This window comes from Candidatus Chloroploca mongolica, from assembly GCF_004762035.2.
Lineage (GTDB): Bacteria > Chloroflexota > Chloroflexia > Chloroflexales > Chloroflexaceae > Chloroploca > Chloroploca mongolica.
The window spans coordinates 17,610-37,388 of sequence record NZ_SIJK02000007.1; the positions used below are offsets into that span (position 1 = coordinate 17,610).

Consider the following 19,779-nt stretch of genomic DNA (forward strand, 5'->3'; position numbering starts at 1 on the left):
TCATCTTTACCATTACTCATCGTGACCCGGCATCGCAGGCGCGCTGTGGCGTGCTTACCACCGCGCATGGACAGGTGGCAACGCCTGTCTTTATGCCGGTCGGTACCCGTGGCACCGTCAAGGCGTTGACGCCCCACGAGTTGCACGACCATGGTGCCAGCATTATTCTGGGTAATACCTACCATCTCTATCTCCAACCCGGTCACGAGTTGCTTGCCCGTCGCGGGGGGTTGCACCGTTTTATGGGCTGGGATGGCCCGATTCTTACCGATAGCGGGGGCTTCCAGGTCTTCTCGCTCATCTATGGCGGCATTGCCGATGAAGTCAAGGGCCGCCGCCCTCAGCACGCCCAGCGCCTGCCCGATATGGTGAAGGTGACCGAAGATGCGGTCATCTTCAAAAGTTATCTCGATGGCTCGCGCCATGTCTTTACGCCCGAACGATCCATTCAGGTGCAGCACGGCATTGGCGGCGATATCATCCTCGCCTTTGATGAGTTGCCGCCCTTCCGCGCTGGCTATGACTATACCCGCGAGAGCCTGGCCCGCACCCATCGTTGGGCCGAGCGCTGCCTCACGACGCATCGCGAGCGGGATCCGGGGGCCTTGCCCAATCCCGATCAGCGCCTCTTTGGCATTGTCCACGGGGGCGTCTTCCCCGATCTTCGCCAGGCCAGCGCCGAACATATTGGCGCGATGGGCTTCGATGGCCTCTGCATCGGTGGTTCCCTCGGGGCCGATAAAAGCCAGATCTACGAAGTCGTCGCCATGACCGTGCCCCATATGCCCGACGGTCTTGCCCGCCATTTGCTCGGCATTGGCGATGTCGATGACCTCTTTGAAGGGGTCGCCCGTGGCATTGATATGTTCGACTGCGTGAGTCCCACCCGCCTCGGGCGCCACGGCACTGCGCTGATCCGCGATCCCAGCCGCCGCTGGAAGCTCAATGTGCTCAATGCGCCCCTCCGTGAAGACGATGCGCCCTTGCAAGAAGGATGCCGTTGTTACGCCTGCCAACACTTCTCACGCGCCTATATTCATTACCTCTACCGCGCCAAAGAGATCCTTGGCCTGCGCCTGGTCAGCCTGCACAACGTCGCCTTTCTGCTCGACCTCATGGCCGAAGTACGCGCCGCCATTGCCGCCGGACGTTTCCCTGAACTCTATGCCGCCTGGATGGGCAAGGCGCTTACACTGTGAAGTGGGGCAGGCCCTAACATCGGTGCTTACATTCAGTTTTGGCGGCGAAGCCACCAAAACTGAATGTAAGCAGTTTTTCGGGGGAGGCGAAGCCTCCGCCGAATCGCGCATAGGCGACAGCCCTCAAGGTATGGTATCCTAAGCAGAGACAGCACAGCAACAGCCAGTGTGGTCTGTTTCTCGCTGCTGCGTTACGAGCGACCTGGTTGATGCGGCCGGGAGTACGCCCGTCGCACCACCAGCGCAATGGAACAACTATGGAAATTGAAGCAAAATATCGTGTAGAGACCGCTGATCTTGGCATCGTCGCCACGTTGCAAAGCCTGGGTATTTATCATCTCGAACCGGCCCCCGCCCCCGAACAACAAGAGAATGTGTACTATGATACCGTTGATGCGCGCCTCACCGCAGCACGCTATGGCCTGCGTGTGCGCCGGGTTGGCTCGCGTTCGCTGATTACACTCAAAGGCCCCGCCGAAGTAGCCGCCGATGGCGTGCATCGCCGCTCTGAGTTCGAGTTCCCTGGCACCAATCCCCAGCCCACAACCTGGCCCGCCGGGGTAGCGCGTGAACTGGCCCTCGCTCTGACTGGAGGAGCCACGCTGGTGCCAACGGTAACCATTACGACCCAACGCCAGGTGCTCTATGCCCAGCGCGAAGGGGTGCCAGTTGCCGAAATTTGCCTCGATCACGGGATGCTCGGTGTTGGCGCGTATGAGCAACCCTTTAGTGAACTCGAAATTGAATTGCTCAGCGAGGGTGTCCACGAAGACCTCGTCGCCCTTGCGTCAGCCCTGAGCTTGCACATTACGCTTACACCTGAACCACGCACCAAGCTTCAGCGTGCGCTCGAGTTACGAGCCCACGCGTAAGGGGATATCATTATGAGCATTGATGAACTGTTGACAACCTATTACGTCGATCAAGCCCACGCTCGGCGGGTTGCCGATCTCTCCCTCGCGCTTTTTGATGCCACCGCCGAACAATACTCGCTCAATCCTGATCGACGGTATCTGCTCGAAGTTGGCGCACTGCTCCATAATGTTGGTTTGACCACCAATCCTGCCGATCATCACCTCGTGGGCCGCGATCTTGTCCTTGGTCAATTGACCGATGGTTTTGCCCAGCGAGAACGTGCGATCGTGGCCGCACAGGTGGCCTTTCATCGCAAGAAGGTACGCCCCCAGGTCGAGCCCGCCTATCTTGCCTTGGGCAACAAAGCTCGCGCCGAGGCGCTGCACTATGCCGCCCTCTTACGGGTGGCCGATGGCCTCGATAATAGCCAGTCGCAAACCACCGTGCTGCACGCCGTAAGCCGCACAACCAGTGGCTTTTGTCTGCACCTCGCCGGCCCCTATGCCCAGGAGGATGGCGAACGGGCCATCGCGAAGGCCGATCTCTGGACCAGGGTCTTTGGTGAGTCGCTCGATATGGTGGTTGAAAATGCTGGGGATGAAGCGCCGCACGGGTTCCAATGGGCCGAAGAAGCGGCTCAACCCGAGCCGGCCCAGGCCCTGGATGCGCCGATCGCGCAACCCGACGATCCCGAGGCAAGTGAAACTGGCCTGCTCGAGCCATGGTATGCGCAGGCGACCACGCCCCTGGCCGAACTGGGCCGCGTCTTGCTGCGGCGTCAACTTCGCCGGATGTTGCTCGCTGAGCGCGATGTTCGCGCCGATACCGACATCGAGGCCGTCCATGCCCTCCGTGTGGCCACGCGACGCCTGCGTGCGATTCTGCGCCTGCTTGACCCGGTCTATAGTGGCACCGATCTGCGCAAGTATAGCAAAGGCATCGGGCGCATTGCCCGCGAAGCAAGCGCCGTACGCGACCGCGATGTCTTGCTCGATGATCTCACCCGACGGGCCGCGTCACTCCCCAGCGAGTTGCAACCCGGCCTTGCTACGCTGATCGAACGTCTCGGCAGCGAACGCAAGGCAGCCTATGCCGCCCTGATCAAGCACCTGAACCGTGACGATCACGCGGCGTTTGTCCAACGTTGCGCCCGTATGATGAATGATCATGCCCAGTGGGACGACCAACCCCGCGTCTGCGATCTCGGTGGGAGTACGATCTGGCGGCACTACGAAGCCCTCCGCGCCTACGACCGGGGTGGCTTGCCAGCCGAAATTGCTCAACTCCACATGATGCGCATCGAGGGCAAACGCATGCGTTATGTGCTCGAGCTCTTCAGTGATACCCTCGGTGAGTGCGCTGAAACAGCGGTGAACGCGCTCGTCGGTTTCCAGGATCACCTCGGTGAACTCAACGACCTCGATGTCGCCCGCGCCCTGCTCGTACCGCATCGCCGCGACGCCACCACCGGGGCCGCCGTCGCCGCCTATATGACCCTGCGCGAAGAGCACGGCCACCAACTCATCGCTGAACTCCCCGAGCGCTGGGCTCAGCTCAATAGCCCCGCGTATCGTCAGATCCTCGTGGATTTAATGCTCAACTTGTAAACCGCAACGCTGGCTTACAGAACTATCGTCCATGCAAAAAAGCCAGCGACGCTGGCTTTTTTGCATGGGCGAGAAGCAACCCTATTCCTCTAACGTACTCACATCACCCTCAGGCAGACCCTGGGCACGCGCCTTGAGCACACGCCGCATAATCTTACCCGAACGCGTCTTGGGCAGCACAGTGACGAACGTAATCTGATCTGGGCGCGCAATCGGCCCGAGCTCGTGACCAACGTGGCTCCGCAGTTCATCTTCGAGCTTGGGACTACCGTCGAAGGTCGCCCGCAGAATGACAAAGGCATGGATCGCATTGCCCTTGACCTCGTGCGGCAAACCAATCGCCGCAGCCTCGGCCACCGCTGGGTGGCTGACCAGCGCACTCTCAACTTCTGCCGTGCCAAGGCGGTACCCCGAGACCTTGATCACATCATCGAGACGTCCAATGACCCAGATGTAGCCATCGGCGTCCTTGCGAGCACTATCGCCAGCAGCATACATGCCGGGAACCTTGGTCCAATAGGTATCAACATAGCGCTGCGGATCATTCAAGATCGTCCGCATCATGCCAGGCCAGGGTCGCTTGATCACCAACAACCCATCCTCATCTGGCCCACACGAAGAGCCATCCTCGTGGATAACATCAACCTCGACACCCAGGAACGGCCGCGTTGCGCTGCCCGGCTTGAGCGGCACCACCGGCGTGGGCGTGATCATAAAGTGGCCCGTCTCGGTCTGCCACCACGTATCCATAATCGGACAGCGGCTGCCACCGATCACATTGTAGAACCACTTCCACGCCTCGGGGTTGATCGGCTCACCGACCGAACCAAGCAAACGCAGGCTGCTCAAGTCGTGGCGGGAAGGCCAGGCCTCTCCAAAGCGCATCAGCCCACGAATAGCGGTTGGCGCCGTATAGAGAATGCTAATCGAGTGACGATTGACGAGCGACCACCAGCGGTCGGGGAAGGGATAGTTGGGGGCCCCTTCGTACATAAACGATGTTGCGCCATTCAACAGCGGGCTATAGACAATATAGCTATGGCCGGTGATCCAGCCCGGATCAGCGGCACACCAGTAGCGATCCTCTTCCTTCAGGTCAAAGACCATCTTGAGCGTCGCATAGGTACCGACCATATAGCCGCCGTGGGTATGCACCACACCCTTGGGCTTACCGGTTGTCCCCGAGGTATACAAAATAAAGAGTGGCGTCTCGGCATCGAGCGCCTCGGTATGGCACTCAGCCGCAGCAATCGGCAAGCTCATCAACTCGTGCAGCCACAGATCGCGGCCAAGTTCCATATTGACCTCGTGGCCGGTGCGCTTCACGACCAGACACGTCTGCACAGTTGGCGTACGCGACATCGCCTCATCGGCAATCTGCTTGAGTTCGATCACCTTGGCGCGCATAAAGCCGCCGTCGGCGGTCACCAGAACCTTGCTGTGCGCATCAGCCAGGCGGTCGGCCAGGGCCGCCTCAGAGAAACCGCCATACACCACGCTATGGGCGGCCCCGATCTTCGCACAGGCAAGCATAAACATCGGCAACTCAGGAATACGTGGCAGATAGATGGTGACAATATCACCCTTCTTCACACCCACGCTCTTGAGCACATTCGCCATTTTGTTGACTTCGCGGTTCAGCGCATGGTACGAAAAGGTGCGCTGCGTACCGTCTTCACCCTCCCACACGATCGCCAGCTTGTTCTTGCGCCACGAACGGGCATGGCGATCAAGCGCATTATGCACAATGTTCGTCTTGGCACCAGTGAACCATTTAAAGAAGGGCTTGTCACTATCATCAAGCACCTTCTCCCAGGGCTCAAACCACTCCAACTCACTGGCCATATCGGCCCAGAACTGCTCATTGTTATCGAGTGTCCACTGATACAGTTCATCGTAGCTCGAAAGACCCTTGGAACGGGCGTAGGCCATCACATTGGACTGTTCGACGATTGACGAGTCCGGCGTAAAAACCTCATCGTGATGGTACGTTGCCACATCGCGGGGCTCGGTCATGGGGTAACCTCCTTGTTCCACAACACACAACTACAGATCGCCCTTGAGCAGATCAACCGCCTCGCGCACCATATCAACGGTGGCATCGTCTTCGATCGTGCTCAGATCACCAATATTATCGCCCTGATAGACGGCTCGCATCACACGGCGCATGATCTTGCCCGAGCGCGTCTTGGGCAACATACTGACAAAGTGAATGGCATCAGGTGTGGCGATCGGCCCGATGCTCTCGCGCACCAGTTGGGTTAGACCGCGCGAAATGCTGTCGCGATCAGCAGCCGCAATGTGCTGCTTGAGCACCGCGAGCACCAAGACACCTTCGCCTTTGAGTTCGTGACGGACGCCAATCACCGCTGCCTCGGCAACGGCGGGATGGCTCGAAATAACCTCTTCGATCTCACGCGTGCCCAGGCGGTGCCCAGACACATTCAAGACCTCATCGGCGCGACCAAGCATCCAGTAGTAACCGTCTGCATCCTGGATCGCATAGTCGCCCGACATATAGACCGTCTTGCCCTTGAAATGCTCCCAGTAGCTCTTCAGGTACCGATCATCATCATTCCAGAGCGTCATCAACATGCCGGGGGGCAACGGGCCATGCTCAATCAAAAAGCCCTTTTCCCCACGCGGGATCGAGTTGCCATCGGTGTCAACAATCTCCAGATTATGCCCAAAGGCCGCCACCGAGGGCGAACCAGGCTTGACGGGCATCTGCTCGACCCCGACCGGGTTCGTGAGCATGCTCCAGCCGCTCTCGGTCTGCCAGTAGTGGTCAATCACCGGCACCCCAAGGGTATCTTTGGCCCACTCGTAGGTCGGCGCATCAAGCGGCTCACCAGCGGCATACAGCATCCGCATCGAACTGATGTCGGCATTCTTCATCCACTGATCGGGGAACTTGCGCAACGCCCGCAGCGCCGTCGGGGCCGTAAAGACGTGGGTCACGCCATACTTCTCGATCACTCGCCACCAGACGCCTGGATCAGGATGGTCAGGCCGACCCTCATAGACCACCGTCGGCACACCCTTGAGCAGCGGCGCATAGACAATATAACTATGCCCAACGACCCAGCCAATATCCGACGTCGACCAGTAGACATCGCCATCACCACAATCATAGATGTGGCTCATCGAGGCGTGCAGGGCCACCATATACCCACCGGTGTCACGCACGACACCCTTGGGCTTGCCGGTTGTGCCCGAGGTATAGAGAATATAGAGTGGATCAGTCGACTGCACGGGAGTTGGCTCGATGTAGCGCATCCCACGCTTCTCGAGTTGCTCGGCCCAGTCAAGATCACGGCCCTTCTTCATCTCGATTGGCACAAGCCCGCGATCCAGAACAAGCACATCACGCACACTATCTGAATCTGCAGCCTCGATCGAACGATCAACAATCTCCTTGAGCGGAACGGGCATGCCTTTGCGCATCCCAGCATCGGCGGTAACAATCAAGACTGGCTCGGCATCATCAATGCGCGACGCCAGCGACGTAATCGAAAAGCCACCAAACACAACCGAATGGATCGCGCCAAGGCGCGCACAGGCCAGCATCGAAAAAATCGCCTCGGGCACCATTGGCATATAGATGATCACCCGATCACCTTTGCGTACCCCCAGGCTATGAAAAACCCCAGCAAGCCGATTGACTTCGCGGTAGAGTTCAAAATAGGTAAGCGTACGCGACTGCCCAACCTCTGGACTCTCCCAGATCAAAGCCGCCTGACCGCGACGCGGCCCGAGCGCGTGCCTGTCGACGGCGTTGTAGCACATGTTGGTCTCACCACCAACAAACCAGCGATAAAAAGGTGCCTTGCTGTCATCAAGCACCTTATCCCACGGCTTGTACCAATGAAGCTCAGCAGCAAGCTCCCCCCAAAAGCCCTCCGGGTCTTCGATCGAGCGGCGGTGAAGTTCCGCGTAGCCCATACAAACGCCTCCTCTCTGAGGAATTCGGTTCCTGGACAAGGAAATTGTACACAGTGTTGCAGAACAATACCACGCAATGCGTGGTATTGCAAGGGTTGCGCTTTCGCAAAACACTGTAAAGATTCTATACCAAGTCTGTGTGACTGTCCCTCTATTGTAATCCCTGAAAACGCAATTGCAGGTAGAATACATCTACCTTTCTGGTGAAGAAAATTTCACCATAAACAGAAACAGCGTAACCAGGCCGCCAAGAGTGTCCGCCCTAGCTAAAATACTTCAGCCCACGAGAAAACCGCCAGCAGTGCTGGCGGTTTTCTCGTGGGCTACACCAATGCACAAACAGGCGTTAGGAAGCCTGTTGTTCGCGCTGGGCTTCCTCTTGTGTTGAGCCACCAAGCTGGTGTGCATGCACGATTTCGGCGTACCGACGTGTGCTACGCGGATCACGGTGACCAAGGATCCGCCGTACGACCTGCTCGGGATAGAAGGCGATCAGTTCGGCGGCAGCCGTGTGACGCAAGTGATGCAACGTGTAACGCGGTACTTCGCGTCCATCCTCAATGTCGACAAGGTGGGCCTGCTTGCAGACCTGTACCCAGCGGCGATGCAATGTGTCATACGACGCACGGTTGCCCCGCGATGAACGAAAGAGCGGTGTCTCGGGGGGAAGCGCCTCGGCCATTTCACGCATCCAACTCCGCAACCCACGGAGGCTGCGCGGCATCACATCAGGCGTCAACACCACCATTCGTTTGGTGCCACTCTTGCTATCCTGAACCAGCAACACTTCGCGTCCGGGTTCAAGAATCACATCGCCAACATTGAGGTTCAGCACCTCGTCGGTACGAATCCCAATCTCGCGCAAAAGAATAAAGATCAAACGGTACGGCTGCGATGAATTGGCAATCGCACTGTCTAACGCCCGCCGCTCGGCTTCGCTGGCAATAGGCTGTGGACGATGTTCGGTATGATAGCGTGAATTCACCTGCTCGACCGGGTTGTGCAAGGCTAGACCTTGCTTGACCGCCCAGCGAAAAAACCGACCCAGACTCGCAATCCGCCGGTTGGTTGTTCCCGGCTGTTCGTTACGACTGGCGAAAAACTGCTTGATGTCGTCAGCCGTAATCGCCTCGAGTGGAGCCTCGATCATTGCTGCGGCCGTGCGGAGATCGCACCGGTATGATGTGATCGTGTTTGTGCTCAGACCATGCTCGTGTACAACATCGCTGAGAAATGTCTCCATTTCACTTGCGATCGTACGCGGGCAATGGAGTGAGAGATTGGCGTTCGTGGACATGTCCGCCCTCCTGTGTGACGCTCTGGGTCCGCGTCTTGCTGCTGCGCACCCTACTTCTTGCTGGCGTCACCTAGCCATCTGCTGCTATGGGCATCAGTTGGCTATCACCTAAGAGCCCTTGGGCCCTCTCGTTCTCGAGTCACGCTCTTTTGGTTATATTCACGCGCATTATAGCAAAAAGTTAGCGATAATTCTAGTTCACGTCTCTGAATATTTGAAGCCTCATATATAAAGAGGTTGTCATATTTTCCATCTCCCCACCAGACGCATTTCGTTCTGCCCTCAAACCTCTTTTTAGCTGATTGCAATCACTTCTACGCCCTGTCACCCGTGTTGTCACAAGGCCGACAAGACCAGTCTTTCCCTATGAGGTTGACGCTGAAGATGTCCTGTGGTACGGTAAATATATCGTAACCATATTGCTCATATTCCTAAGACTGTATAATTACTGCTTTCCTGGAGGTTTTGGTATGCCGATGTTGAAGGTTGGCGAGGCAACTGTCGAAGTTGCGCAAGGGACACGTCTCGCGGTGGCAATTGAACAGGCCGGGGTTGAAATTGGGCATCGTTGTGGCGGGCACGCTCGCTGTACCACCTGTCGTGTAGCCTTTGCCGACGGTGAGCCGACGACGATGACCCACGCTGAATACGCCAAACTGGTTGAACGGGAACTGCTGGGCCAGTACCGCCTCGCTTGCCAGATTACCTGTGACCACGATATGACCATCACCGAGGTTCCGATGACGAAAGCGAGCCAGAATTGGACCGATACTGGCCCCGCCCTGGAAGCTGAGGTGACGCCCGAAGCCGTCTTCCTTCCGCTTGATCAACTCACCTGATCAGCTGGCTCAAGGCCGCCATACGAGCCAGAAAACGTTCAACGAAGGTCGCACTGTCAAACCGGGCCACATAGCGAACATTCGCAGGTTGCCCGGTTAACCCCCGAAAATCACCCACGGTCTTGCCCATGGTCAACTCACTCGCTGTCTCTACCGTGACATAGAGTTCGGCCAATTCGGCCAGTTCGGGCCACCAGACCAGGGCAAGGGCCGCAGGGTCGTTAATGGCACATCCCGCCCACCCAAAATGTTCACGGTGGAAGTCCATATAAAACCGGGTTGCGTCGGCAATAAACTGGGGCACAGGCCCACCATGCGCACGCAATGCTTGCACCTGCTCCTCAGTGACCCGCACCTGCTTGGTGATGTCCCACGGCATGATGGTGATCGGCATCCCGCTACTCAAGACAATCTGCGCTGCGTGGGGATCCGCATAAATATTGAACTCGGCAAGCGGGGTCGTATTGCCTTGATCATGCAACGCCCCACCCATGATGATGCATTCGTGTACCGCTTTGGCGATCTGCGGCGCTTTGCGTAACGCTAATGCGACATTCGTGAGCGGACCGACCGCCACCAGCGTTACCTCACCCGGATCAGCCAAGATCTCGCGGATGATCATATCCACTCCATGTTCGGCCACTGGCACCGCCGGGCTCGCTGGCAAACTGGCATAACCAAGGCCACGCCCGCCATGCGTCTTCCGTGCCGTCACCGGCTCACGCAGCAGCGGACGCTCGCACCCAGCCGCCACCGGAAGATGCGGGTGCCCGGCAAGCTGCAAGACGGCCAGCGCATTTGCCACCGCATCTGACAACGGGCAATTCCCATGCACGATACTTAACCCGACAAGATCTATTTCTGGCGAAGCAAGCGCCAGCAAAATCGCCAGCGCATCATCAATCCCGGGATCAGTATCAAGAACCACCCGGCGCGGTCGTGAAGAGACCATATCCATAGCGCTTCCTTTACCTTGACTTTCGGCTGTACCACGCATTATAGGACATATCGCCTCCAGCGATCTGCATTGACGCCTCTGGCGCAAAGTGTCATAATGACCCTGCCTTACGCAATACTTTCGCGTCCCGCGTCAGGGTTCGCACGTTGTAATGACGACCGCTATGCATACACAAGTCCTTGATGGACGTTACGAGCTTGAGCAGAAGATCGGTGAAGGAGGAATGGCCCGCATCTATCTGGGCCTTGATCGGCGTCTCAATCGGCGCGTGGCGATCAAGATCCCGCATCGCCATTTTCTCAGTGAAAAAGATTTTCTTGAACGCTTTCGCCACGAGGCGCAAGCAGCAGCTATGCTCGCGCACCCCAATATTGTGGACATCTATGATGTCGGCCAGGATGGCGATGTTCACTATATTGTGATGGAATATGTGGATGGCACGGATCTCAAGACGATTATTCTCCGCGAAGGACCGCTGCCAGTCGCCAGAGCCATTGATCTCGCAACCCAGATTGCCCGTGGGCTCCAGGCCGCGCATCGCGCCGGCATGATCCATCGCGATATCAAACCCCAGAATGTGATCGTCACCCACGATGGTCAGGCCCACGTCACTGATTTTGGCGTCGCCAAAAGCCATCTCTCGACCGCCCTCACCGAGACCGGAGTCTCGTTTGGGACAGTCGATTACCTGTCACCTGAGCAGGCCCAGGGGCGCCCGGCGACCGTCCAGTCTGATATCTATGCGCTTGGCATTGTGCTCTACGAGATGGTGACTGGTCGGCTGCCTTTTACCGGGGATAACGCGGTGGCCGTCGCGATGAAACATGTCTCTGAGCCACCGGTCCCGCCACGTCGTTTGAATTCGGCGATCCCGCCTGGTCTTGAGGCCCTGATCTTGCGCGCGCTGGCGAAGGATCCCGCCCAACGCCCCCGCGATGCCCAGGAATTCATCAATCTGCTGAGCAACTACAGCCAGTTGGCCCAGCAAGAGACAACGGTTAATCCGTCGCTGGCGCAAACCACGATCGCCACTCCGCCAGTGCGTCCTTCATCAAGCACCGGTAGTTCTGGGCGTTTCCCAGTGCCACCAGCACCGCGCTCGGCGCCAGCCCGAGCCCCACGACAGGAAGGCCCTGGCTGTGGGGTCTTTCTTGTTGGCATGCTCGTGCTTGGGGTGCTCGTCGGGATGATCTATCTCTTCAGCAGTGGGATGTTTCAGGGTGTCATCGGTAGTCTTTGGGGCACAGGAGGCAATCGCCCAACGCCGACAGTACCATCGGCACTCACGCCAACGAGCACGCCGGATGAGCCAACGCCAACGGTATCGCTCGAAGTGGGGCTTCCAAATCTGATCGGGCTCAGTGCCGAAGCTGCCGAAACATCGCTGCGTCAATTGCAACTTGAACCAGTTCGCCGTGAAACCTTTGATGCCACCGTCGCTGCCGGGCAGGTTGTGAGCCAGGAACTCGCCCCAGGCACCCTAGTATTGCCAGGCGAGCGGGTGACGTTTACCGTTAGTCTTGGCCCGCAACTCGTTGAAGTGCCCGATGTGATCCGCACCCCCGCTTCCAACGCTCGTTCACGTCTCACCGGGGCCGGCCTCGGCGTAGAAGTCGTCGAAACGCCAAGCACCACGATTGACGTGGGCTTTGTGATTCGCCAGACCCCTGGGCCGGGTCTCCGTGTGCCCCAGGGCCAGGTCGTTGTGCTAACGGTGAGCCAGGGCGATGTCGTACGGTTCCCCAATGTGATCGGGTTGCAACGCGACCAGGCCGAGCAGATCCTCGGTGATACACCCGGTATCACGCTGATCTATGTCGATGAACAGGGGCGCGATCGGCTCATTGATTATGATCGCTTCCGTGACAACGAAGTCGTGAGTGCGCAGATTGCCGATGGGCCACCGGTGCGCAATGGCGACATGCTTCCTCGTGGCAGCCAGGTGATCCTCGGGGTCAAAGCCCCCGGTGGCTAACCATTGATACGACAAAGAAACCGCCAGTAAAACTGGCGGTTTCTTCGTCGTATCAATGGGATATGCGTTTAGTCTTGATGCGCCTCAGTGGCCACCTTCTGCAGTTTTTCAGCCTCTTCGAGCAAGAGGCGGCGCTCAGAAACAGCAAACGTGCCATCCGCCTGCTTGCGCCATTCTGCGTTAACTTCATACGCCCACTGGCCAGCCGGTGTGCTGATCCAACGAGGGGCCTTATAATGTCGTAGTTCGAGAGATGATGACATGAACGGATCTCCTTAACAAAGTCTTGTTGATAGTTCTACCCGATTGTAGCTGAAACAGTTACAGTAGTATAGAATCAAGTATACCATTGCTTGATAACAAGGTGTTTGCAGGAATGTGCTCGCGAGGTAACAAAAGTCTTATGTACCCTTTTGATCCCCATCACGTACGCCCTTTGTTTCCTGCCCTGTCCGAGCTCGTTGCCGGTCGCCAGGCCGTCTTCTTTGATGCCCCCGGTGGTACACAGGTGCCCCAGATGGTGATTGATGCCATCAGTGATTATTTGACCCGGCGCAATGCCAATACCCACGGGGCGTTTCTGACCAGCCAGCGTACCGATGAGACCCTTGCCGCTGCCCACACAGCCATGGCCGATCTGCTTGGCTGTGCCCCCCACGAGACGGTCTTTGGGGCCAATATGACGAGTCTGACGTTTGCTCTGAGTCGCGCCCTTGGGCGCACCTGGGGGCCGGGTGATGAGATCATTGTCACCCGCCTCGACCATGATGCCAATGTGGCGCCCTGGCGTGCCCTCGAAGAGCGCGGTGTGACGATCCGCGAGGTCGATGTTGATGTCGAAGATTGTACCCTCGATATGGCAAACTTCGCGGCCTTGCTCTCGCCGCGCACCAGGTTGGTCGCCGTGGGCTATGCCTCGAATGCCGTCGGAACAATCAATGATGTCGCTACGATTGTACGCCAGGCTCGTCAGGCCGGGGCACTCACCTTTGTTGATGCCGTGCATTATGCCCCCCACGGCCCCATTGATGTGCAGGCCCTTGACTGCGATTTCCTCGCCTGTAGTGTCTATAAATTCTTTGGCCCCCACGTCGGTGTCCTCTATGGCAAAGCCGAGCACCTCGAACACCTGCAGCCCTACAAAGTCCGCCCCGCTGCAAATACCTCGCCCGAACGCTGGATGACCGGCACCCAGAACCACGAAGGACTAGCAGGCACCGTGGCTGCCGTTGATTACCTCGCCAGTCTGGCCCAACCAGGTGCCCCCAATCGTCGCGCAGCCTTGCAAACGGCGCTGCAAACCATCCAGGCCTACGAACGCACCCTGAGCGAGCGCCTGGTTAGCGGGTTACTCCAGATTCCCGGGCTCACCTTCTATGGCCTGCGCGAACCCGAGCGCTTCACCGCACGTACCCCCACCGTCTCTTTCCGCCTAGAAGGCTCTACCCCACGGGCCATCACCGAGGCGTTGGCCGCCCGCGGGATCTTTGCCTGGGACGGCAACTACTATGCCCTGAGCCTGAGCGAGCGTCTCGGCGTGGAACCCCACGGGGGCATGGTGCGGATCGGCCTGGCCCACTATCACACCGTCGAAGAAGTCGAGTACCTGCTTGCCGAGCTCGAACAGTTAGCAACAACACACTGATATGCAAAAATCACCCCTGCTGGCGATCTTTCTGGTCGTCTTTATTGACCTGCTCGGCTTTGGTATTATTCTGCCCCTTCTGCCGTTTTATGCCGAACACCTCGGGGCAAGTGAGGTGCAAGTTGGTTTGCTGCTGGTCACCTACGCTGCTGCTCAGTTTGTTGGCGCACCTATTATTGGGAGCCTGTCGGATCGGTTTGGACGCCGCCGCATCCTTGTCCTGAGCCAGCTTGGCACCGTCCTGGGCTTTGTGCTGCTTGGCCTGGCAACCTCGCTGCCGATGCTCTTTCTAGCCCGTTTTGTCGGCGGCATCATGGCCAGCAATATCACAGTCGCCCAGGCCTACATCAGCGACGTCACCGACGACAGCAATCGCGCCCGTGGCCTGGCACTCATCGGGGCGGCGTTTGGCCTGGGCTTCATCCTCGGGCCAGTCTTTGGCGGGATCCTTGCCACCTTCAGCTTTGCACTGCCCGCTTTTGCTGCCGCTGCCGTTGCTTTCGTGTCCCTGCTTGTCACGCTTATCGTTTTGCCAGAACCACCCCAGCGCCGCCGCAGTGGTCAGGGTGGTCCCATCGCAACCTTCAAGGCGATCTTCAGGCTCAGCCAGCGCCCCGTGTTAAAGCCTCTCTATCTGACCGGGTTCCTGAGTGCGCTGGCCCTCATCTTTTTCCAGAGCTGTTTTGCCCTCTACGGTGAGCGGCGCTACAGCTTTGGCCCACGTGAGACCGGCCTCTTGCTCGCCTATGTCGGCGTGGTTACCGTCATTTTGCAGGCAGGCTTTACCGGACGACTCGTCAAACGCTTTGGCGAAGAACGCCTCATCATCACCGGAACAATCCTGCTCTATGCATCATTAATGATCACAGCAATCGCCTGGATCTGGCCCCTTCTGCTTATCTCATTGATGCTTGTCGCCCTTGGCTCGGGATTGATTGGGCCAAGCCTGCAGAGCCTCTTGATCCGCACCAGCGAGGCCGACGAACGTGGGCAGATCCTCGGGGTCTACACCTCACTCGACAGCCTGGCCCGCATGCTGGCACCTATCCCCGCTACGTGGATGCTCGGAGCCGTTGCTCCAGGTGCCCCGCTGTTGCTCGGCGGTGTCCTCGCCGCCCTTGCAGGGGTCGTGGCCTACGGCATCTACAACCGCCGTCCCATCCTCCCACACGCCATCTGAGCCGCTGGATCAGATCACCTCGGATGCGGGGTCGAGACGTTGCAATGCAACGTCTCGACCCCGCATCCACCTACCCACTCACGACGCAATTCCGCCCCTGCGCCTTGGCCGCATACAAGGCCTGATCGACACGATCAATCAGGTGCTCAATCGACTCGTCACTCGGCAGATGCTCAGCAACCCCGATGCTCACCGTCACCTTGATTCCCCCACGTTCAGTCACCACCTCAAGCTGGCGGATCTGCTCACGTAGCCGCTCGGCGGTTGTCATTGCTGCGTCAAGCCCCGTATTGGGCAACAGCACAATGAACTCTTCACCGCCATAACGTCCGATGACATCAGCCGACCGCATCTGTTCAATCGTAACCCGCGCCACTTCTTGTAAGACCAGATCACCCGCAGGATGCCCAAAACGGTCGTTCACCTGTTTGAAGTGATCAAGATCAAACATCATCAACGCGAGCGGACGGCGATAGCGGACTGCGTTGTTAAAATTGTGTACCGCCAGCGCAAAAAAATGACTCCGGTTGAGCACCCCCGTCAGCCAGTCCGTGCGCGCAAGATACTCCTGCCGCACCAGGGCCTCTTTCAATTCGCGATTGGCAACTTCGAGGGCTGAGCGCGCCTGTTCCAGCGCCAGGTGGGTGCGTACCCGCGCCAGCACCTCTTCGGGGTGAAACGGCTTGGTAATATAGTCAACCCCACCAACCTGAAACGCTTTGAGCTTATCATCCGTATCACCAAGCGCACTGAGGAAAATAATCGGAATGCTGCGCGTCAGCTCATCGGCTTTAAGTTGCGCACACACGCTGTAACCATCAAGATCCGGCATGCGAATGTCAAGCAAAATAAGATCAGGTGCGGCCGCCCGCACTGCCGCCAGAGCGGCAGTTCCTTTGGTCACTGGGCGAACTTCATACTGATGGTCAGCAAGGAGTTGCGCAAGCAAGCGCAAGTTGGCGGGGGTATCATCAACGATCAAGATCGTTGGTAGCTTTGGTGTTGTCATAGTGATTCTGACCCTGGTATCTCCAGCCAGGCAAGCAAGGTTTCATACGCAAAGTCATCTATCCAGGCTCCCATCTGGGTAGCTAAATCAGGATAGTTCACCTTTATCTGATCGATCAGCGCATGCATCTGGGCCACATTGACTTCAACGGCGGCCTGACGCAATTGGTCACGCCAGATCGGATCAAGGCTATACATTGCCCGATCGCCCGCAGACGGATGCGTGCCGTTCGCTGGCTGGGCTTCATAACAAAAGTGAACCCCCAGATACTGTTCGAGCATCAACACAATTTCGTGCTCACGAAATGGTTTGGCAATGAAAGCATCGCAACCAGAAGCTAAAATATGTGACTGAGCCTCACCAAACACACTCGCCGAGAGGGCGATAATCACCGGACGCAAGAGCGCCGGATCATACTCACATGCCCGGAGGATATGCTGACTGGCATCAATGCCATCCATCACCGGCATCCGTAGATCCATCCAGACGACGTGAGGCTGCCAGGTGCGCCACCGTTCGACTGCTTCAGCGCCATTGGGCACACTTTCCGCTTCAAAGCCAAGCTGCAGCAGCAGTGTCACCAGCAAGCGTGCATTTTCAGGGCGATCGTCGGCGATCAGCATACGGTAGTGGGGTTGGCCTGGCTCAAGCCCAATTGCCCGCGCATAGCCCGGCAGAGGCGCAACTGGTTCAAGTTCTGAGCGTTCCACCTGCAACGGCAGCGTCAGAGTGAAGACCGAGCCTTCTCCCGGAATGCCACTACTCGCCGCAACCAGATCCCCGTCGAGCAACTGCGCAAACTCATAACTGATCGTCAAGCCGAGGCCGGTTCCTTCACGCAGTCGATCGGACATCGATGATTGAATGAACGGGTTGAAGATCGAATCCAGATCATTAGGGTCAATGCCACTCCCTGTATCCTGCACCTCGAAGATGAGTTGCGGGGCAGGTAAGATCTGGGTGCGTACCCGCAGGGTCACCTGGCCAACGGTGGTAAATTTGATCGAATTGCCCAGCAGGTTGATCAAGATTTGCCGCAGTTTGGCCTCGTCGGTGATCACCAGCGGTGGGACAGTCGGTGCCGCCTCGATGTTCAGGGCCAACCCTTTGCCCTCGGCACGCAGCCGAAAGAGGATCCGCAGGTCGTCAAGCAGCCGCTTGACGACAACCGGGCCAGCCAGGAACGTGTGTCGGCCAGCCTCGATCTTCGCCATATCGAGCACGTCGTTGATAATATGCAACAGATGCTCACCACTATGGTTAATCGTATCAAGATTCTCGTGTTGCGCCGGGGTCAGGTTGGGATCACGCGTCATTAATTGCGAAAACCCGAGAATCGCATTGAGCGGCGTGCGCAGCTCGTGACTCATATTGGCAAGAAAGACGCTCTTGGCATGATTGGCGGCTTCGGCCTGCTGCTTGGCAACCAGCAACGCCTCTTCAACGCGCTTGCGTTCGGTAATATCCTGGCCCTGAGCAATCGTCGCCAGCGGCGTCACCCCGTCGGCCTCAAAGAGTGTCGCCGAGTTCCAGAGCACCGTACGCACCGAACCATCACGATGCTGGATCTTGATCTCTACGGTTTCCCAACGCTCACCAGTCAGCGTTTTGTGAATCAGCGTCATTGACTGCTCGGCAAGGTCTGGTGGAAAGAGGATCGTCAGGAATTGCTCTTTGACCTCGGCCTCAGACCAACCAGTCAGGTGTTCAAAGGCGCGATTGAAGCGCGTCATACGAAACTGTGGATCCCAGACGATGATCGGCGCATTGGCATAGTTGATCAGGTTCTCGAGGTAGGCATTGGTCTCACGCAACGTCATTTCAGTCTGTTTACGCTCAGTGACATCCCGCGTCACGCCCAGAATTTCGACCTCACGCTGTTCGTTCCATACATAGGTCGTAATTACTTCCGTATGGATGATATGACCGTCTTTGTGCGGTTGATCAATCTCGTTGATGCGCGAGATCGTTCCTTCAGTCAAAGCAAGAAATGCACTCAGATGCTGGCGCAGTTCCTCCTCCACCACACGCCGCGACTCCTCGGTCAAGGCTGCCGTCACCGGCTCGGCCATGATCTCTTCGGGGGTGTAGCCACGCAACTTCTGCACCGACGGGCTTACGTAGGTAAAACGGCCACTCAATGGATCCATCAGCCAGATCACATCCTGGGTATTTTCTGAGATCAACCGATAGCGGGCCTCACTCTGCCGTAGCGCATGCTCGATCTGCTTGCGCTCACTGATATCATACACCACCGTGATCATGTGCAGAATACCTTGCAACGAGATGACCTTGGCCGAAAGCATCGCCGTGAATTCAGTGCCATCTTTACGCAAAAGCTGTAACTCAACATTCTGACAAAAACCCTGGGTCTGGATCAGATCGAGGATCGGGTAGCGATCTTCCGGGGTTTTCCAGATCTTGATCACAGCCGCGTTCTTCCCAATGACATCCTCGGGAGTAAAACCAGTCAGCAGCGTAAAACCTTCATTGACCTTGACAACATACCCCCCCTCTAGCTGCGTAATGATCACGGCCTCAAAGCGTGCATTAAAAATGGCCTCGAGGTTTTCGCGTGCTTCACGGTTTTCACTATGCAACTGCTGGTTGACCAGCAGAATAAAGCCAAAGGTCCAGAGGGTCGTTGTGCCAAGCGAAAGCAGATAGGTCACTGTTTCCGTCGGCGAAAGCACAAGCACGGTCGCATTCAGGCTATACACCAGCGGCGCGAAGCCACGCAAGCCAAAGAAGACGCCATTGACCAGAAAGATCAGCGCCAGAAAAGAGGACGCGCTCGGGACCACAGAACCTTTGTGGCGCCACAATGTCCACGCGATCAAACCCGAGAAGAGCACTACGCTGAACGAGAGGAGCATGCGACGCGCAGCCAGGCTCTCAAGACCATAGATCAGGGCGACAAGAGCCAGCAGAAAGCTCGCCCAGAAGGACAGCAGAAAACTACGTTGCTCGCGCTCACCAAAAAACCGCACGACCCCAATGTAGATCGCCGTCATACCTGCCAGAAAAAAGATGTTGTTGGCAAAAATGGCAACCGTACCAAGAATGCGCTGCTGAAGCAAGGCGTAGGTCACAAAACCCAGGGTGATCGCCGCCATACCCGGTGCCCACCATCCCACGCCAGGGCGGCTCTGATTGACCCAGGCAAGGCCAATAAGCGCCACTACTTGCAGCAGGTTGGCGATGATCAAGGTGATCGAGAGGGTGAGTGCATCAATATTCATAGATGCTTCGCTTCACTCAGCATGACAC

General features: G+C 57.5%; 14 protein-coding genes. 7 read left to right on the forward strand and 7 right to left on the reverse strand.

What is annotated here, in order from left to right; translation table 11 throughout:
* Window positions 1–11: 11 nt before the first annotated feature.
* The 3 genes from tgt to EYB53_RS05605 all read left to right on the forward strand — a co-directional run bounded on the left by tgt (window position 12) and on the right by EYB53_RS05605 (window position 3,661).
* On the forward strand, window positions 12–1,199 hold the full coding sequence (gene tgt / locus EYB53_RS05595) for a tRNA guanosine(34) transglycosylase Tgt (protein WP_503827056.1): 1,188 nt from the start codon (window positions 12–14) through the stop codon (window positions 1,197–1,199).
* A gap of 257 nt (window positions 1,200–1,456) precedes the next feature.
* Window positions 1,457–2,071 carry a CYTH domain-containing protein gene (locus tag EYB53_RS05600; RefSeq protein ID WP_167857276.1) on the forward strand — a complete coding sequence of 205 codons (615 nt, stop codon included), beginning with the start codon at window positions 1,457–1,459 and terminating at the stop codon, window positions 2,069–2,071.
* Between the two features lie 12 nt (window positions 2,072–2,083).
* On the forward strand, window positions 2,084–3,661 hold the full coding sequence (locus tag EYB53_RS05605) for a CHAD domain-containing protein (protein WP_135477233.1): 1,578 nt from the start codon (window positions 2,084–2,086) through the stop codon (window positions 3,659–3,661).
* An 81-nt stretch (window positions 3,662–3,742) separates the two neighbouring features.
* Here EYB53_RS05605 and acs read toward each other — a convergent pair whose 3' ends face one another.
* The 3 genes from acs to EYB53_RS05620 all read right to left on the reverse strand — a co-directional run bounded on the left by acs (window position 3,743) and on the right by EYB53_RS05620 (window position 8,903).
* A complete protein-coding gene (gene acs, locus EYB53_RS05610; protein WP_135477234.1) occupies window positions 3,743–5,677 on the reverse strand; it encodes an acetate--CoA ligase in 1,935 nt (644 codons plus the stop codon).
* 30 nt (window positions 5,678–5,707) lie between these two features.
* Window positions 5,708–7,606 (reverse strand): propionate--CoA ligase, encoded by a 1,899-nt coding sequence (prpE, locus tag EYB53_RS05615; protein WP_135477235.1) that lies wholly within the window; start codon window positions 7,604–7,606, stop codon window positions 5,708–5,710.
* A 346-nt stretch (window positions 7,607–7,952) separates the two neighbouring features.
* A complete protein-coding gene (locus EYB53_RS05620) occupies window positions 7,953–8,903 on the reverse strand; it encodes a tyrosine-type recombinase/integrase (protein WP_254150912.1) in 951 nt (316 codons plus the stop codon).
* 470 nt (window positions 8,904–9,373) lie between these two features.
* Here EYB53_RS05620 and EYB53_RS05625 point away from each other — a divergent pair, with 470 nt between their 5' ends.
* Entirely contained in the window at window positions 9,374–9,742 is a 369-nt protein-coding gene (locus EYB53_RS05625; RefSeq protein ID WP_135477236.1) for a 2Fe-2S iron-sulfur cluster-binding protein, read from the forward strand.
* Here EYB53_RS05625 and EYB53_RS05630 read toward each other — a convergent pair.
* Window positions 9,735–10,700, reverse strand: a complete 966-nt coding sequence (locus EYB53_RS05630; protein WP_254150913.1) for a nucleoside hydrolase — start codon at window positions 10,698–10,700, stop codon at window positions 9,735–9,737. The genes EYB53_RS05625 and EYB53_RS05630 overlap by 8 nt on opposite strands.
* A gap of 163 nt (window positions 10,701–10,863) precedes the next feature.
* Here EYB53_RS05630 and pknB point away from each other — a divergent pair, with 163 nt between their 5' ends.
* Window positions 10,864–12,675, forward strand: a complete 1,812-nt coding sequence (pknB, locus tag EYB53_RS05635; protein WP_135477237.1) for a Stk1 family PASTA domain-containing Ser/Thr kinase — start codon at window positions 10,864–10,866, stop codon at window positions 12,673–12,675.
* 68 nt (window positions 12,676–12,743) lie between these two features.
* Here pknB and EYB53_RS05640 read toward each other — a convergent pair whose 3' ends face one another.
* Entirely contained in the window at window positions 12,744–12,938 is a 195-nt protein-coding gene (locus EYB53_RS05640) for a hypothetical protein (protein WP_135477238.1), read from the reverse strand.
* Window positions 12,939–13,078: 140 nt separating this feature from the next.
* Between EYB53_RS05640 and EYB53_RS05645 the strand changes: the two genes are divergently transcribed.
* Both EYB53_RS05645 and EYB53_RS05650 read left to right on the forward strand, forming a co-directional pair.
* The gene (locus EYB53_RS05645) at window positions 13,079–14,320 is read left to right on the forward strand and encodes a cysteine desulfurase-like protein (RefSeq protein ID WP_135477239.1); all 1,242 of its coding nucleotides are present in this window, start codon (window positions 13,079–13,081) and stop codon (window positions 14,318–14,320) included.
* Window position 14,321: 1 nt separating this feature from the next.
* The gene (locus EYB53_RS05650) at window positions 14,322–15,500 is read left to right on the forward strand and encodes an MFS transporter (RefSeq protein WP_135477240.1); all 1,179 of its coding nucleotides are present in this window, start codon (window positions 14,322–14,324) and stop codon (window positions 15,498–15,500) included.
* Between the two features lie 70 nt (window positions 15,501–15,570).
* On the opposite strand, the gene EYB53_RS05655 is transcribed toward EYB53_RS05650, so the two are convergent.
* Together EYB53_RS05655 and EYB53_RS05660 are read right to left on the reverse strand one after the other, a co-directional pair.
* A complete protein-coding gene (locus EYB53_RS05655) occupies window positions 15,571–16,509 on the reverse strand; it encodes a diguanylate cyclase (RefSeq protein WP_135477241.1) in 939 nt (312 codons plus the stop codon).
* The gene (locus EYB53_RS05660; protein ID WP_135477242.1) at window positions 16,506–19,751 is read right to left on the reverse strand and encodes a PAS domain S-box protein; all 3,246 of its coding nucleotides are present in this window, start codon (window positions 19,749–19,751) and stop codon (window positions 16,506–16,508) included. Before EYB53_RS05660 ends, EYB53_RS05655 begins: the two co-directional genes overlap by 4 nt.
* Between the last annotated feature and the right edge of the window lie 28 nt (window positions 19,752–19,779).

Bases quoted from the DNA above. Each gene is read 5' to 3' on its own strand.
- EYB53_RS05600 (WP_167857276.1), top strand. From the start codon at position 1,457: ATGGAAATTGAAGCAAAATATCGTGTAGAGACCGCTGATCTTGGCATC.
- EYB53_RS05605 (WP_135477233.1), top strand. From the start codon at position 2,084: ATGAGCATTGATGAACTGTTGACAACCTATTACGTCGATCAAGCCCAC.
- acs (WP_135477234.1), bottom strand. From the start codon at position 5,677: ATGACCGAGCCCCGCGATGTGGCAACGTACCATCACGATGAGGTTTTT.
- prpE (WP_135477235.1), bottom strand. From the start codon at position 7,606: ATGGGCTACGCGGAACTTCACCGCCGCTCGATCGAAGACCCGGAGGGC.
- EYB53_RS05620 (WP_254150912.1), bottom strand. From the start codon at position 8,903: ATGTCCACGAACGCCAATCTCTCACTCCATTGCCCGCGTACGATCGCA.
- EYB53_RS05625 (WP_135477236.1), top strand. From the start codon at position 9,374: ATGCCGATGTTGAAGGTTGGCGAGGCAACTGTCGAAGTTGCGCAAGGG.
- EYB53_RS05630 (WP_254150913.1), bottom strand. From the start codon at position 10,700: ATGGATATGGTCTCTTCACGACCGCGCCGGGTGGTTCTTGATACTGAT.
- pknB (WP_135477237.1), top strand. From the start codon at position 10,864: ATGCATACACAAGTCCTTGATGGACGTTACGAGCTTGAGCAGAAGATC.
- EYB53_RS05640 (WP_135477238.1), bottom strand. From the start codon at position 12,938: ATGTCATCATCTCTCGAACTACGACATTATAAGGCCCCTCGTTGGATC.
- EYB53_RS05645 (WP_135477239.1), top strand. From the start codon at position 13,079: ATGTACCCTTTTGATCCCCATCACGTACGCCCTTTGTTTCCTGCCCTG.
- EYB53_RS05650 (WP_135477240.1), top strand. From the start codon at position 14,322: ATGCAAAAATCACCCCTGCTGGCGATCTTTCTGGTCGTCTTTATTGAC.
- EYB53_RS05655 (WP_135477241.1), bottom strand. From the start codon at position 16,509: ATGACAACACCAAAGCTACCAACGATCTTGATCGTTGATGATACCCCC.
- EYB53_RS05660 (WP_135477242.1), bottom strand. From the start codon at position 19,751: ATGAATATTGATGCACTCACCCTCTCGATCACCTTGATCATCGCCAAC.